This is a genomic window from Streptomyces viridosporus, from assembly GCF_002078235.1.
Classification (GTDB): Bacteria; Actinomycetota; Actinomycetes; order Streptomycetales; family Streptomycetaceae; genus Streptomyces; species Streptomyces viridosporus.
Genome location: NZ_MSGP01000253.1, coordinates 1 through 13,883, shown reverse-complemented (window position 1 = coordinate 13,883; position 13,883 = coordinate 1). Strand labels below are relative to the sequence as shown.

General features: G+C 74.6%; 11 protein-coding genes and 2 pseudogenes. 8 read left to right on the top strand and 5 right to left on the bottom strand.

The features are described 5' to 3' along the window. Positions 1-129, top strand: a pseudogene (locus B7L92_RS39560) (DNA glycosylase); the annotation flags it as partial. A 67-nt stretch (positions 130-196) separates the two neighbouring features. Here B7L92_RS39560 and B7L92_RS18785 read toward each other — a convergent pair. Next, on the bottom strand, positions 197-1,030 hold the full coding sequence (locus B7L92_RS18785; RefSeq protein WP_081238692.1) for an Fpg/Nei family DNA glycosylase: 834 nt from the start codon (positions 1,028-1,030) through the stop codon (positions 197-199). A gap of 62 nt (positions 1,031-1,092) precedes the next feature. Further along, complete coding sequence (locus B7L92_RS18780) at positions 1,093-6,009, bottom strand: ATP-dependent helicase (protein ID WP_081238691.1); 4,917 nt, start codon at positions 6,007-6,009, stop codon at positions 1,093-1,095. Positions 6,010-6,108: 99 nt separating this feature from the next. Between B7L92_RS18780 and B7L92_RS18775 the strand changes: the two are divergent. The 3 genes and pseudogenes from B7L92_RS18775 to B7L92_RS18765 form a co-directional block, all read left to right on the top strand. After that, a pseudogene (locus B7L92_RS18775) lies at positions 6,109-6,861 on the top strand (AraC family transcriptional regulator); the annotation flags it as partial. Between the two features lie 113 nt (positions 6,862-6,974). Further along, on the top strand, positions 6,975-7,724 hold the full coding sequence (locus B7L92_RS18770; RefSeq protein WP_107501531.1) for an AzlC family ABC transporter permease: 750 nt from the start codon (positions 6,975-6,977) through the stop codon (positions 7,722-7,724). Beyond that, positions 7,721-8,029, top strand: coding sequence for an AzlD domain-containing protein (locus B7L92_RS18765; RefSeq protein WP_081238689.1), 309 nt, complete (start codon positions 7,721-7,723; stop codon positions 8,027-8,029). Before B7L92_RS18770 ends, B7L92_RS18765 begins: the two co-directional genes overlap by 4 nt. A gap of 133 nt (positions 8,030-8,162) precedes the next feature. Here B7L92_RS18765 and B7L92_RS18760 read toward each other — a convergent pair whose 3' ends face one another. Further along, the gene (locus B7L92_RS18760; RefSeq protein ID WP_081238688.1) at positions 8,163-9,110 is read right to left on the bottom strand and encodes a hypothetical protein; all 948 of its coding nucleotides are present in this window, start codon (positions 9,108-9,110) and stop codon (positions 8,163-8,165) included. Positions 9,111-9,189: 79 nt separating this feature from the next. On the opposite strand from B7L92_RS18760, the gene B7L92_RS18755 reads away from it, so the two are divergent. From B7L92_RS18755 to recX, 4 genes are all read left to right on the top strand, one after another. After that, positions 9,190-9,384, top strand: coding sequence for a DUF3046 domain-containing protein (locus B7L92_RS18755; RefSeq protein WP_004982649.1), 195 nt, complete (start codon positions 9,190-9,192; stop codon positions 9,382-9,384). A gap of 60 nt (positions 9,385-9,444) precedes the next feature. Beyond that, on the top strand, positions 9,445-10,704 hold the full coding sequence (locus B7L92_RS18750) for an AI-2E family transporter (RefSeq protein ID WP_174703984.1): 1,260 nt from the start codon (positions 9,445-9,447) through the stop codon (positions 10,702-10,704). Between the two features lie 257 nt (positions 10,705-10,961). Then, entirely contained in the window at positions 10,962-12,083 is a 1,122-nt protein-coding gene (gene recA, locus B7L92_RS18745; RefSeq protein WP_081238686.1) for a recombinase RecA, read from the top strand. Between the two features lie 3 nt (positions 12,084-12,086). Further along, positions 12,087-12,896 carry a recombination regulator RecX gene (gene recX / locus B7L92_RS18740; RefSeq protein ID WP_081238685.1) on the top strand — a complete coding sequence of 270 codons (810 nt, stop codon included), beginning with the start codon at positions 12,087-12,089 and terminating at the stop codon, positions 12,894-12,896. A 74-nt stretch (positions 12,897-12,970) separates the two neighbouring features. Here recX and B7L92_RS18735 read toward each other — a convergent pair whose 3' ends face one another. After that, a complete protein-coding gene (locus B7L92_RS18735; protein ID WP_081238684.1) occupies positions 12,971-13,396 on the bottom strand; it encodes a rhodanese-like domain-containing protein in 426 nt (141 codons plus the stop codon). Beyond that, positions 13,387-13,883, bottom strand: a 497-nt coding sequence (locus B7L92_RS18730; RefSeq protein ID WP_255311031.1) for a cupin domain-containing protein, incomplete at its 5' end; no start/stop codon positions are given. The genes B7L92_RS18735 and B7L92_RS18730, both read right to left, overlap by 10 nt.

Sequence of the window (13,883 nt, the reverse complement as noted above, 5' to 3'; positions counted from 1 at the left end):
CGCCCGGTCCGCAACACGACGGGCCTGAGCGACCCGGACCTGTTCGTGTACGGTCGCGCGTCCCGCCCCTGCCTGCGCTGCCGCACCCCGATCCGCCTCGCCGACCAGGGCGACGGCTCCGGCCGGCGGTGACGGCCGTGGTGCCGGAAGCCGGTGACGGGACCGTGTGGGCGCACGGCCTTCGGTCTGCGCCCGGTTACCACCGCGGGGCGGCGGTGCGGCGCGGCCGGGACGGCGTGGGAGCCGGGCCCGGCTGGCAGACCGGGCACCAGTAGGTGGGACGCTCGCGGGAGCCGTCGCCCTGGTCGGCGAGGCGGATCGGGGTGCGGCAGCGCAGGCAGGGGCGGGACGCGCGACCGTACACGAACAGGTCCGGGTCGCTCAGGCCCGTCGTGTTGCGGACCGGGCGCTCGCGGTTGGACTCCAGCAGCTTCCTGGCGAGTCCGGGCAGTTGCGCGGCGCGCTCGGCGGGCAGCTCCCCCGTGGGGAGCCAGGGGGTGACGCCGAGCAGGAAGCAGAGCTCGCTCTTGAACACGTTGCCGATGCCGGCGAGGTTGCGCTGGTCCAGCAGGGCCTCGCCGAGGGGGCGGGCCGGGTCCCCCAGGAGGTTGGCCAGCGCCCGGTCCGGGTCCCAGTCCGGGCCCAGGAGGTCGGGGCCGAGATGGCCGACCGCGCGGTCCTCGTCGCGGGTGCGCAGGAGCTCCACGACGGGGAGCCGGTAGCCGACGGCCGTGCGGTCGGCGTTGCCGAGGATCGCGCGGATCTGGTGGGCGGGGCCGCCGCCCCAGCGCTGCCCCTCCGCGTACACCCGCCAGGAGCCGTCCATCCGCAGGTGCGAGTGCAGGGTCAGCCCGCCCTCGATGCGTGCGAGCAGGTGTTTGCCGCGCGCGGTGACGTCCAGGACGGTCCGGCCGGTGAGGTCGGCCGTGGCGTACTTGGGCACCCGGAGGTCGCTGCGGGTCAGCACCCTGCCCGCGAGGGCGTCGTGCAGCCGCCGTGCGGCCTGCCGGACCGTGTCTCCTTCGGGCATGCGTCAAGGGTTGCACGTCGGACCGGACGCGGTGTCCGGCCCGGCCGGGACACCGGCCCGGGTCAGGCGCGCAGGCGCAGGCCGCGCGGGGTGGCGACGAAGCCCGCGGACTCCAGGAGGGCACCGAGGGGGGACGTCAGGGCCGGGGCGCCGTTGACGCGCTCCACGGTGACCGTGCCGAGGGAGCCCGCGCGGGCGGCCGAGGCGAGGGCTTCGGTGGCGGCCGGGAGGCGGGGGTCGTCGGCCGGTCGGCCGTCGGGGTCGGCGGGCCAAGCCAGCAGGGTCTTTCCACCGCGTTCCATGTAGAGCGCCAGTTCGCCGTCGACGAGCACCACCAGGGAGCCCGCCTTGCGGCCCGGCTTGTGCCCCGCGCCGGTCGGCGGCTCGGGCCAGGCCAGGGCGGCACCGTACGCGTTGGCCGGGTCGGCGGCGGCGAGGACGACGGCCCGGGAGGCGGCGGCCGGGCCGGTACGGCGGCCCGCGAAGGGGTCGTACGACGCCCGCCCGCCGTTCCACCAGGGCGGCGGGGCCTGCGGGGCGATGTCGCGGGGGGAGAGGTAGTCGCCCGGCGCCGGAACCGGGTACGGCGCCTCGTCCGAACCGGGGGAGCCGTCGTGGCCCGCGGCGGTCGCACGGGAGGCGTCGGAGGCGTCGGCGAAGCCGTGGGCGGTGAAGGGGCCGGAGCCGCCGTCGAACGGGCCGGGCCCGCCCCCGCCTGGGGCGGGGAGGCCGTCACCGCGCTCGCGGGCGCCTGCCACGGCGCGGAGGCGGTCCACCGCGCCGTCCATCGCGAACTGGGCGGCGCCCAGCCCCTCCACCACGTAGCCGCGGCGGGCCTGCCCCGTCTCCTCGAAGGCGGACAGGACCCGGTACACCGCCGAGAAGCCGCCCTCGACGCCCTCCGCGGAAACGGCCCCCCGGGTCACCACGCCGTGCCGGTCGAGCAGGGTGCGGGCCAGCGCGTGGGCGCGGACCGTCGGGTCGTCCTCCCGGCCCGGGAGCAGGGACCAGCGGCCGGCGACGGTCGGCGGGCCGGTGCGGGAGGCGGCGCGGGCGGCCGCCGTGAGCGAGCCGTAGCGTCCGCGCGGGACCGAGCGCCTCGCGCGGTGGGCCGTGGAGCCCGCGGTACGGCCCGAGCCCAGCAGGGAGCGCAGGGGGGCGAGGGTGTCGTTGGTCAGCCGCCCCGACCAGGCCAGGTCCCAGAGGGCGTCGGAGAGTTGCGGATCGGTGGCCTCCGGGTGGGTGGTGGCGCGGACCTGGTCGGCGATCTGCCGGAAGAACAGGCCGTAGCCGCCGGACAGGGCGTCCAGCACGGACCGGTGGAGGGCGGTCGGCTCCAGGGGGTGCGGGGGCGGCAGGAGCAGCGGAGCCGCGTCCGCCAGGTACAGGGAGACCCAGCCGTCCTTCCCCGGCAGGGCACCGGCGCCGGCCCACACCACCTCCCCGGCGGCGGTGAGTTCGTCCAGCATCGCGGGGGCGTAGTCCGCCACCCGGGACGGCAGGACCAGTTTCTCCAGGGCGGACGCGGGCACGGCCGCGCCCTGCAGTTGCTCGACGGCGCGCACCAGGCCGTCGACGCCGCGCAGCGCGTGCCCCTTGCCGAGGTGCTGCCACTGGGGGAGGAACTGGGCGAGCGCGGCCGGCGGGGCCGGCTCCAGTTCGTGCCGCAGGGCGGCCAGGGAACGGCGGCGCAGTCGGCGCAGCACGGCCGCGTCGCACCACTCCTGGCCGATCCCGGCCGGGTGGAACTCGCCCTGGACGATCCGGCCCGCCGCCGCGAGCCGCTGGAGGGCGCCCTCGGTGACCGCCACGCCCAGTCCGAAGCGGGCCGCCGCGGCGGCCGACGTGAACGGGCCGTGGGTGCGCGCGTACCGTGCGAGGAGATCGCCGAGCGGGTCCTTGACCGGCTCGGTGAACGCCTCCGGCACGCCGACCGGCAGCGCCGTGCCCAGCGCGTCGCGCAGCCGCCCGGCGTCCTCGACCGCCGCCCAGTGGTCGGCGCCGGCGACACGGACCCGGATGGCACGCCGCGCGGCGGCCAGCTCCCGCGCCCACTGCGGCTCGGCGCCCCGCTCGGCCAGTTCGGCCTCGGTGAGCGGCCCGAGCACGCGCAGCAGGTCGGCCACACCCTCCACGTCCTTGGCGCGCCGGTCCTCGGTGAGCCACTGCAGCTCGCGCTCCAGCTCGGTCAGCACCTCCGCGTCGAGCAGTTCGCGCAGTTCGGCCCGGCCGAGCAGCTCGGCCAGCAGCCGCGAGTCCAGGGACAGGGCGGCGGCACGGCGCTCGGCGAGCGGGGAGTCGCCCTCGTACAGGAACTGCGCGACGTACCCGAAGAGCAGGGAGCGGGCGAAGGGGGACGGCTCGGGGGTGGTGACCTCGACGAGCCGCACCGCGCGGGACTCCAGGTCGCCCATCAGCTCGGTGAGACCGGGAACGTCGAAGACGTCCTGGAGGCATTCGCGGACCGCCTCCAGGACGATCGGGAACGAGCCGAACTCGCCCGCCACCTGGAGCAGCTGGGAGGCGCGCTGGCGCTGCTGCCACAGCGGGGTGCGCCTGCCGGGATTGCGGCGCGGCAGCAGCAGCGCGCGGGCGGCGCACTCCCGGAACCGGGACGCGAACAGCGCCGAGCCGCCCACCTGGTCGGTGACGACCTGCTCGACCTCGCCCTTGTCGAAGACGACGTCCGCCGCCCCCACGGGGGCCTGTTCCGCGTCGTACTCCGCGCCGACCTTCACCGGCTCCTGGTCGAGCAGGTCCAGGCCCATCAGATCGGTGTCCGGCAGCCGCAGCACGATGCCGTCGTCGGCGTGCATCACCTGGGCGTCCATGCCGTACCGCTCGGAGAGCCGGGCGCCGAGCGCCAGCGCCCACGGGGCGTGCACCTGGGCGCCGAACGGCGAGTGCACGACGACCCGCCAGTCGCCGAGCTCGTCGCGGAAGCGCTCCACGACGATCGTGCGGTCGTCCGGGACGTGGCCGCAGGCCTCGCGCTGCTCGTCGAGGTAGGACAGGACGTTGTCCGCGGCCCAGGCGTCCAGCCCCGCCGCGAGGAGCCGCCGGCGGGCGTCCTCCCGGGACAGCGAGCCGACCTCGCGCAGGAAGGCGCCCACCGCGCGGCCCAGCTCCAGCGGGCGGCCCAGCTGGTCGCCCTTCCAGAACGGCAGCCGGCCCGGCACCCCCGGTGCCGGGGAGACCAGGACGCGGTCACGCGTGATGTCCTCGATGCGCCAGGAGCTGGTGCCGAGCGTGAAGACGTCGCCCACGCGGGACTCGTACACCATCTCCTCGTCGAGTTCGCCGACCCGTCCGCCGCCCTTCTTGGGGTCGGCGCCCGCGAGGAACACCCCGAACAGGCCCCGGTCGGGGATGGTGCCCCCGGAGGTGACGGCGAGGCGTTGGGCCCCGGGGCGGCCGGTGATGTCGCCCGTCACCCGGTCCCACACCACGCGCGGACGCAGCTCCGCGAAGGCGTCGGACGGATAGCGGCCGGCGAGCATGTCCAGGACGCCCGTGAAGGCGGACTCGGGCAGCGAGGCGAAGGGCGCCGCCCGGCGGACCATGGCGAGCAGGTCGTCGAACTGCCAGGTGTCCATGGCCGTCATGGCGACGAGCTGCTGGGCCAGGACGTCCAGGGGGTTCGTGGGGACGCGCAGGGACTCGATGGCGCCCGCGCGCATCCGCTCGGTGACCACGGCCGCCTGCACGAGGTCGCCCCGGTACTTCGGGAAGACCACGCCCGTGGAGACCGCGCCCACCTGGTGCCCCGCGCGGCCGACGCGCTGGAGCCCGGAGGCGACGGACGGCGGCGACTCGACCTGGACCACCAGGTCGACGGCGCCCATGTCGATGCCGAGCTCCAGGCTGGAGGTGGCGACCACCGCGGGCAGCCGGCCGGCCTTGAGGTCCTCCTCGACCAGGGCGCGCTGCTCCTTGGACACCGAACCGTGGTGGGCGCGGGCGACGACCGCGGGGGCGCCCTGGGCGCTCCCGGAGCCGCCCATGAGTTCGGCGGGGGAGTGGTGCTCGCCCAGGGGCTCCCCGGTGGCCCGCTCGTGGGCGATCTCGTTGAGACGGTTGCACAGGCGCTCGGCGAGGCGTCGCGAGTTCGCGAACACGATCGTCGAGCGGTGCGACTGGACCAGATCGGTGATCCGCTCCTCGACGTGCGGCCAGATCGACGGGCGTTCGGCGCCCTCCGAGCCGTCGGCGACCGGGGAACCGCCCAGTTCGCCCAGGTCCTCGACCGGCACCACGACGGAGAGGTCGAACTCCTTGCCCGACTCCGGCTGGACGATCTCCACCTTGCGGCGGGGCGAGAGGAAGCGGGCCACCTCGTCGACCGGGCGGACGGTCGCCGAGAGGCCGATGCGGCGGGCCGGCGCGGGCAGCAGTTCGTCCAGCCGCTCGAGGGACAGCGCGAGGTGCGCTCCGCGCTTGGTGCCGGCGACCGCGTGCACCTCGTCCAGGATCACCGTCTCCACGCCCGTCAGCGCGTCGCGCGCGGCCGACGTCAGCATCAGGAACAGGGACTCGGGGGTGGTGATCAGGATGTCCGGCGGGCGGGTGGACAGGGCGCGGCGCTCGGCGGGCGGGGTGTCGCCGGAGCGGATCCCGACCTTCACCTCGGGCTCGGGCAGGCCCAGACGCACGGACTCCTGCCGGATGCCGGTCAGCGGGCTGCGGAGGTTGCGCTCGACGTCGACCGCCAGGGCCTTGAGGGGGGAGACGTACAGAACGCGGCAGCGCTTCCTCGGGTCGGCGGGCGGGGGCACGGAGGCCAGCTGGTCCAGGGCCGCGAGGAAGGCGGCCAGGGTCTTCCCGGAACCGGTGGGGGCGACCACCAGGACGTCCGAGCCCTCGCGGAGGGCCTGCCACGCACCGGTCTGGGCGGGGGTGGGCGCGGAGAACGCCCCCGTGAACCAGCCGCGGGTCGCGGGGGAGAAGCCGTCCAGGGCCCGGTGCGGTGTGCTGACCATGCGTCCATCGTGCACCCGGGCACTGACAAGGGGCCTGACCTGGACGGACGGGGCGTCCCGGTCTGCGGACCGGCACCGGGGCTGCGTGACAATGGCCGCATGACGGAATCGGGCGGGGAGCGTGCGCGGCACTGGCAGTACGCCGAACTGCCCGGTGTCGACCTCCTGCGGGCCCGCTACATACGGAAGACCTTCGTCCGGCACACCCACGAGCACTTCGTGATCGCCGCCATCTCCGACGGGGTGGAGGTCTTCCACCACGGCGGGAGCGACCAGTACGCGGGCGCCGGGGCCCTCGCGCTGGTGAACCCGGACACCGCGCACACCGGGCGGGCGGGTGTCCCCGAGGGATGGCGGTACGGGGCGGTGTACCCGTCGCCGGAGGTGGTGGCCGCGATCGCCGCCGAGACCACCACGCTGCGCGGCACGCCGGGTTTCGTGTCGCCGGTGCTCGACGATCCGTACACCGTCCGCCTGGTGCACCGGGTGCTGCGGGCCACCGACGAGGGCAACGCGCTCGCCGCCGACACCCTGCTGAGGATCGCCGTGACCCGACTGCTGCGGCTGAACGGCGGGTCGCTGCCGCGCCGGGAGGTGCGGACGGCGGGGGCCCGGACCGCCGCCCGCGCGCGTGCCCTGCTGGAGGAGCGGATGGCCGCACCGCCGACGCTGGAGCAGCTGGCCGGTGAACTCGGCACCGGCCCGTTCGCCCTGCTGCGCGCCTTCCGGGACGCCTACGGGATGCCGCCGCACGCCTGGCTCACCGATGCGCGGGTGCGGAGGGCACGGCGGCTGCTGGACGCGGGGACGGCGCCGTCGACGGCGGCCGTCGCGGTCGGGTTCACCGACCAGCCGCACCTGAACCGCCACTTCGGCCGGATCGTGGGCGTGCCCCCGGGCGCCTACCAGCGCGAGCGCAAGAACGTACAAGACCCACCGCGCGGACCGTTCGTACCGTTGGAGGCGTGGCAACGGAACAGACAGCTCTCACAGACGTACGGGACACCGGGGGAGGGAAGCCGGACGGCGCCGTCGTACGGGACGCCCTCGGGGTCGGGGTCGCCGTCGGACTCTCCGGGTTCGCCTTCGGAGTGACCTCGGCGGGCAGCGGGCTCACGCTGCTCCAGACCTGTGCGCTCAGCCTGCTGGTGTTCACCGGTGCGTCCCAGTTCGCGCTGGTGGGGGCGCTGGCGGCCGGCGGGGGCCCGTTCACGGCCGCCGCGGGGGCGTTCTTCCTGGGGGTGCGCAACGCGTTCTACGGGCTGCGCCTGTCGCAGCTGCTGGCCCTTCCGCGCATGGTGCGGCCGTTCGCCGCCCAGTGGGTCATCGACGAGACGGCCGCCGTCTCGCTCGCCCAGCCCGACCGGCGCAGCGCGCGCATCGGGTTCCTGGTGACCGGGCTCAGCCTGTACCTCCTGTGGAACCTCACGACACTGCTCGGCGCGCTGGGCGCCGAGGCCATCGGGGACACCGACGCGTGGGGTCTGGACGCGGCCGGTCCCGCGGTCTTCCTGGCGCTGCTCGCACCGATGCTGCGGACCGGCACCGAGCGGGCCGTCGCCGGTGTCGCCGTCCTCCTGGGGCTCGGTCTGCTGCCCGTGCTGCCCGCCGGCGTGCCGGTCCTGGTGGCCGCCCTCGCGGCACCGGCCGTCCTGTGGGCACAGGGCCGCCGGAAGGGCGCGGCGCGCGGTGACGTTCCGGAGGAGAACCGTTGAACATCTGGATCGCGATCGGTGTGACCGTCCTCGGCTGCTACGCCGTCAAGCTGGCCGGGCTGCTGGTGCCCGCCGGAGTCCTCGAACGCCCGCTGGTCAGGCGGCTCGCCGCACTGCTGCCGGTCGCCCTGCTCGCCGCCCTGACGGCCCAGCAGGCATTCGCCGACGGCCGGGCGCTGGTGCTGGACGCGCGGGCGGCGGGGCTGGCGGCCGCCGCCGTGGCGCTGGTGCTGCGCGCCCCGTTCCTGATCGTCATCGGGGCGGCCGTGGTCGTCACGGCGGGAGTGCGCGCTCTGGGCGGATGAGGCGGTCGCCGGCCGACCTCTGACGGCGGTGCCGTGCGGGGGCGCGGCCGAGTCCGGAGCGGGCCGGTCCGCGTCCGCCCGGTCCCCGGGACACGCGGTCCGGGGACCGCCGCCGGATGTGCCGGTCCGGCGGTCAGCCGACGGAGCGGCCGTACGCCACCAGCGTGCGCAGGGCCTCGATCGTCACCATGGGACGGGCCTCCGACGCGGGCGCCGGTGCCCACCGGCGCCCGCGGACGGGCCAGCCGCCGTCCTCCTGCTGCACGGCCGCGAGGAAGTCGAGGGAACGCGCCATCTCCTCGTCGGTGAACCAGGCGCGTGCGAGTGACCGTGGTGTCCTCGCGTAGTCGTGGGGTAAGTGGTGCTCGCCCGGGGCGCAGCCGGGCGCGACCGGGTACGCGTCGAGGTCGTCCGGGTCGAGTGCCGCGAGCCGCTGCCCCCGCACCAGGCGGCCCAGCCGCTCGGCGGCGGCCTCCGCGCGGGCGCGGTCGGGGGCCCGGTCCAGGAAGGCCACGGCGGCCCGGACCTCGTACGGATGGGCCCCCTCCAGCGACTCGACGGCCTGCCAGCAGAAGTCCGTGGCCCGGAACAGCCAGGCGTGCCACACCTCGTTGCGGTGCAGCAGGCCCACCACCGGTCCGGTGGCCAGCAGTCGGCCGAGCGGGTCCTCCACCACCGGTACGAAGGGCGCCGCCGGGGAGTCGCGCCGACGGGGGTGGACCGCCGGAAGCGCGCCGTCCGCGGTGGAGACGGACGTCAGGTAGCGGCACACCCGCTCCGCGCGCCGTCCGTCGCACCGCCCCACGGAGTCCAGCACGTCCAGGGCGCGGGCGGTGTGCAGCGGCCGGCTGACCGGACCGCGCAGACAGGGCTCCAGGCCGTGGCCGTATCCGCCGTCCTCGTTGCGGTAGGCGTCCAGGGCCGTCTCCACCGGATCGGCGGCGCCGTCCCGGAACTGGTGGGCGAAGAGGCGCTGTTCGAGCACGCGCGCGGTGAGCCAGACGAACCGCTCCGCCCGTGCGAGCGGGCTGTCGCGCGCCGGGGAGGTCGGGGTCGGTGGGGCAGCTCCGGGATCGGCCATGGATCCGACCGTAGGGCGGGAAGCGGGCCCGGCAGGCCGTCCGGCTCGGGGCCACCCCCACACGCGGGATACTGGGGGCATGCGGTTGACGGTCTTCTGGGAGCGGATGGCGGAGCACTTCGGGTCGGGCTACGCCGACACCTTCGCGCGCGACCACGTCATGTCGGAGCTCGACGGGCGTACCGTGCACGAGGCGCTGGCGGCCGGCTGGGACGCCAAGGACGTCTGGCAGGTGGTCTGCGCGGTGATGGACGTTCCCCGGGAAAAGCGCTGATCGTCACAGAGATCGCCGGAGGGCGGACGGCCGGCGGGGGCATGGGTCAGACTTGCCCCCGTGGCAACCAGTGACGAGACCGGGCAGGCAGCCCAGAACGCCTCCGCGCCAGGCGCACCACCGCCCGCCGGCCCTCCGGTGGACCCCGTGGCCGGGCCGGGCGCCCGCATGCCGCGCTGGCTGCCGCGCGCCATGGTGCTCGCCCTTGCGCTGGTCGCCGTGTTCCAGCTGGGAAGCTGGGCCTTCCACCAGCTCACCGGTCTGCTGATCAACGTCCTCATCGCGTTCTTCCTGGCGCTCGCCGTCGAGCCGGCGGTGAGCTGGATGGCCGCGCGCGGGGTGCGCCGGGGGCTGGGCACCTTCCTGGTCTTCCTGGCGGTGCTGATCGGGGCGGCGGGTTTCGTCACGCTGCTCGGTTCCATGCTGGCGGGACAGATCATCAAGATCGTCGAGGACTTCCCGGAGTACCTCGACTCCGTCATCAACTGGATCAACACGCACTTCCACACCGAGCTGCGGCGGGTGGACATCCAGGAGGGCCTGCTGCGCTCCGACTGGCTGCGCAATTACGTGCAGAACAGCGCCACCGGTGTCCTGGACGTCTCCGCGCAGGTCCTCGGCGGCCTCTTCCAGCTGCTGACCATCGGGCTGTTCTCGTTCTACTTCGCCGCCGACGGCCCGCGGCTGCGGCGCGCCCTCTGCTCCGTCCTGCCGCCCGCCCGGCAGGTCGAGGTGCTGCGCGCGTGGGAGATCGCCGTGAACAAGACCGGCGGCTACCTGTACTCGCGCGGACTGATGGCGCTGGTCTCCGGTCTGGCGCACTACGTACTGCTGGAGTTCCTCGAAGTGCCCTACGCGCCCGTGCTCGCGGTGTGGGTGGGCCTGGTGTCGCAGTTCATCCCGACCATCGGCACCTATCTCGCAGGCGCCCTGCCCATGCTGATCGCCTTCACGGTCGATCCCTGGTACGCGCTGTGGGTGCTGATATTCGTGGTGGTCTACCAGCAGTTCGAGAACTACGTCCTGCAGCCCAAGCTGACCTCCAAGACCGTCGACATCCACCCGGCGGTCGCCTTCGGCTCGGTCGTCGCGGGCACCGCCCTGCTCGGCGCCGTGGGCGCGCTGATCGCCATCCCCGCGATCGCCACCCTCCAGGCGTTCCTCGGCGCCTATGTGAAGCGGTACGACGTCACGGACGACCCCCGTGTGCTCGGCCACCGCGGGTCCGGCCGGGGGCCGGGGGCCCTCGCGCGCGCCCGGCGCCTGTGGGGCCGCCGCCCGGAGGCGGGCACCCGGGGCGAGGACGCCGCGGCCGACTGACGGGGAGGCGGTGCCGTGCCGGCTTTCCGGGGCGCCGGACGCCGGCCCGGGTGCTCCGGGGCGCGCTTGACACACAAATCGAACATCCATTCTGATGGGGGTGCCGGTGGGGCTCGACGGCGGGTGATTCGTCCTGTTTCGAGGTGGGAAGCACCCGAGTTGTCCACAGGCCGGACGTGCGTCGGGACGCGTTGTCAGTGGCAGGCGTTAGCGTCTTTGACGTGAAGCGATCGACTCAAGCAAACCGGGTGGAACCCATGGCAGGAACCGACCGCGAGAAGGCACTCGACGCCGCGCTCGCACAGATTGAACGACAATTCGGCAAGGGCGCGGTCATGCGCATGGGCGAGCGGTCGAAGGAGCCCATCGAGGTCATCCCGACCGGGTCGACCGCGCTCGACGTGGCCCTCGGCGTCGGCGGCCTGCCGCGCGGCCGGGTGGTGGAGATCTACGGGCCGGAGTCCTCCGGCAAGACGACCCTGACCCTGCACGCGGTGGCGAACGCCCAGAAGGCCGGCGGCCAGGTGGCCTTCGTGGACGCGGAGCACGCCCTCGACCCCGAGTACGCGAAGAAGCTCGGCGTCGACATCGACAACCTGATCCTCTCCCAGCCGGACAACGGCGAGCAGGCCCTGGAGATCGTGGACATGCTGGTCCGCTCCGGCGCCCTCGACCTCATCGTCATCGACTCCGTCGCGGCGCTCGTCCCGCGCGCGGAGATCGAGGGCGAGATGGGTGACAGCCACGTGGGTCTGCAGGCCCGCCTGATGAGCCAGGCCCTGCGGAAGATCACCAGCGCGCTCAACCAGTCCAAGACCACCGCGATCTTCATCAACCAGCTCCGCGAGAAGATCGGCGTGATGTTCGGCTCCCCGGAGACCACCACCGGTGGCCGGGCGCTGAAGTTCTACGCCTCGGTGCGCATCGACATCCGCCGCATCGAGACCCTGAAGGACGGCACCGAGGCGGTCGGCAACCGCACGCGCTGCAAGGTCGTCAAGAACAAGGTGGCGCCCCCCTTCAAGCAGGCCGAGTTCGACATCCTCTACGGCCAGGGCATCAGCCGTGAGGGCGGCCTGATCGACATGGGCGTGGAGCACGGCTTCGTCCGCAAGGCCGGCGCCTGGTACACGTACGAGGGCGACCAGCTCGGCCAGGGCAAGGAGAACGCCCGCAACTTCCTGAAGGACAACCCCGACCTCGCCAACGAGATCGAGAAGAAGATCAAGGAGAAGCTGGGCGTCGGGGTGCGGCCCGAGGAGCCCGCCACCGAGCCGGGCACGGACGCCGCGGGCTCCGCCGCCCCGGCCGAGGCGGCCGCGGTGCCGGCTCCGGCGGCGAAGGCCGGCAAGTCCAAGGCCGCGGCGGCCAAGAGCTGACCCGTGACCCGACGAACCGACTGGGCCGAGTACGAGTCCGCCGCCACCGGTGTCCCACGGGGGAGGGGCACCGAGGGCGGCGAGGGCTCGGCCGTGGGCGGTGACGAGGTGTACGACGACATCACCGGCGCGGACGACCGCCCCCCGGACTCCGGCAGCAGCCGACGGTACGGGGGCGGCGCACGGGCGGGCGGCTCGCGTGACGGCGGGGCGCGCGGTGGACGCGGGCGCAGGCGCCGGGCTTTCGGCGAGGCGGCCGCGGAGGACGGGGGCGACTCCTCCTCGTCGAGGGCCGGGCAGGAGGAGCCTCCGGGGGACCCGGTGGAGCGGGCACGGGCGATCTGCCTGCGCCTGCTCACCGGGACCCCGCGCACGCGGAAGCAGCTCGCCGACGCCCTGAGCAAGCGGCAGATCCCGGACGATGCCGCCGAGGAGGTGCTGTCCCGGTTCGAAGAGGTCGGGCTGATCAACGACAGTGCCTTCGCGGACGCCTGGGTGGAGTCCCGGCACCACGGCCGAGGGCTGGCCCGGCGCGCGCTCGCCCAGGAGCTGCGGACCAAGGGCGTCGACCCCACGCTGATCGACGCGGCCGTCTCGCAGCTCGACTCCGAGCAGGAGGAGGCGACCGCGCGCGAACTGGTCGCCCGTAAGCTGCGCTCCACCCGGGGACTCGACCGCGACAAGCGGATCCGTCGTCTCGCGGGCATGCTGGCCCGCAAGGGCTACCCCGAGGGCCTCGCCCTCCGCGTGGTCCGGCAGGCGCTGGAGGAGGAGGGCGAGGACACGGAGTTCCTCGGCGACGAGGGGTTCTGAGGAGGCCGGGCAACGGGGCGTGGTGGTCGGCCCGGTGGTACGGGCACCGGCGTCCCCGCCTTTCCAGCCCGTTCCTACTCCGGTACGGGCAGCACCGGAAGTCCCGCCGCCCGCCAAGCCTGGAAACCGCCGATCAGGTCGGTGGCCCGGTGCAGCCCCAGGCGGTGCAGGGACTCCGCCGCCAGGCTGGAGGCGTACCCCTCGTTGCAGATCACGACGACGCGCAGGTCATGGCTCGTCGCCTCGGGGAGGCGGTGGCTGCCCCGTGGGTCGAGGCGCCACTCCAGTTCGTTGCGCTCGACGACGACGGCGCCGGGGACGAGCCCGTCCCGGTCGCGCAGGGCGGCATAGCGGATGTCCACCAGCAGCGCCTCGCCGGCCCGGGCGGCCTCGTGGGCGCGGGTCGCCTCGATCCGCTCGTAGCCCGCGCGTACCCGTTCCAGGAGTTCGTCGATTCCAGGGGCGTCGACGGCCCGCTCAGGTGTCCCGCTCACTGCCATTCCTCCGGGCGTTCGACCTGCTCCAGGCGCAGGATCCGGCCGCTGCGACTGTAGCGGCGGATCAGCGGCAGGGGTGGGTGATAGGCGTGCACGGAGACGGCGTGTCGGTCCGGGGACTCGTTGAGCACCTCGTGCACGTGGTGCCGGCCGAAGGCGCGGCCCTGCCCGGTCGGCAGACGGCGTTCCCGGTCCACGCCATCGGTCAGTTCCAGGGTCTTCCAGCCGTCGGCGGGCAGCCGCGCGGCGAGCGAGTTCTCCTTCAGCTCACCCGACGCGGTCATGAAGGCACCGACGGATTCGGCGTGGTCGTGCCAGCCGGTTCCGGTGCCGGGCGGCCAGCCGATCAGCCAGGCCTCACTGCCACCGGGTCCGTCGAGCCGCACCCAGGTACGGCCCTCCGGGTCGAGGGGGAGCGAGGCGATCAGCTCTTCGTCGGCGGCGATACGGCGTACGAAGGCGAGGAGGTCCGCCTGGGCGGGGGAGGCGG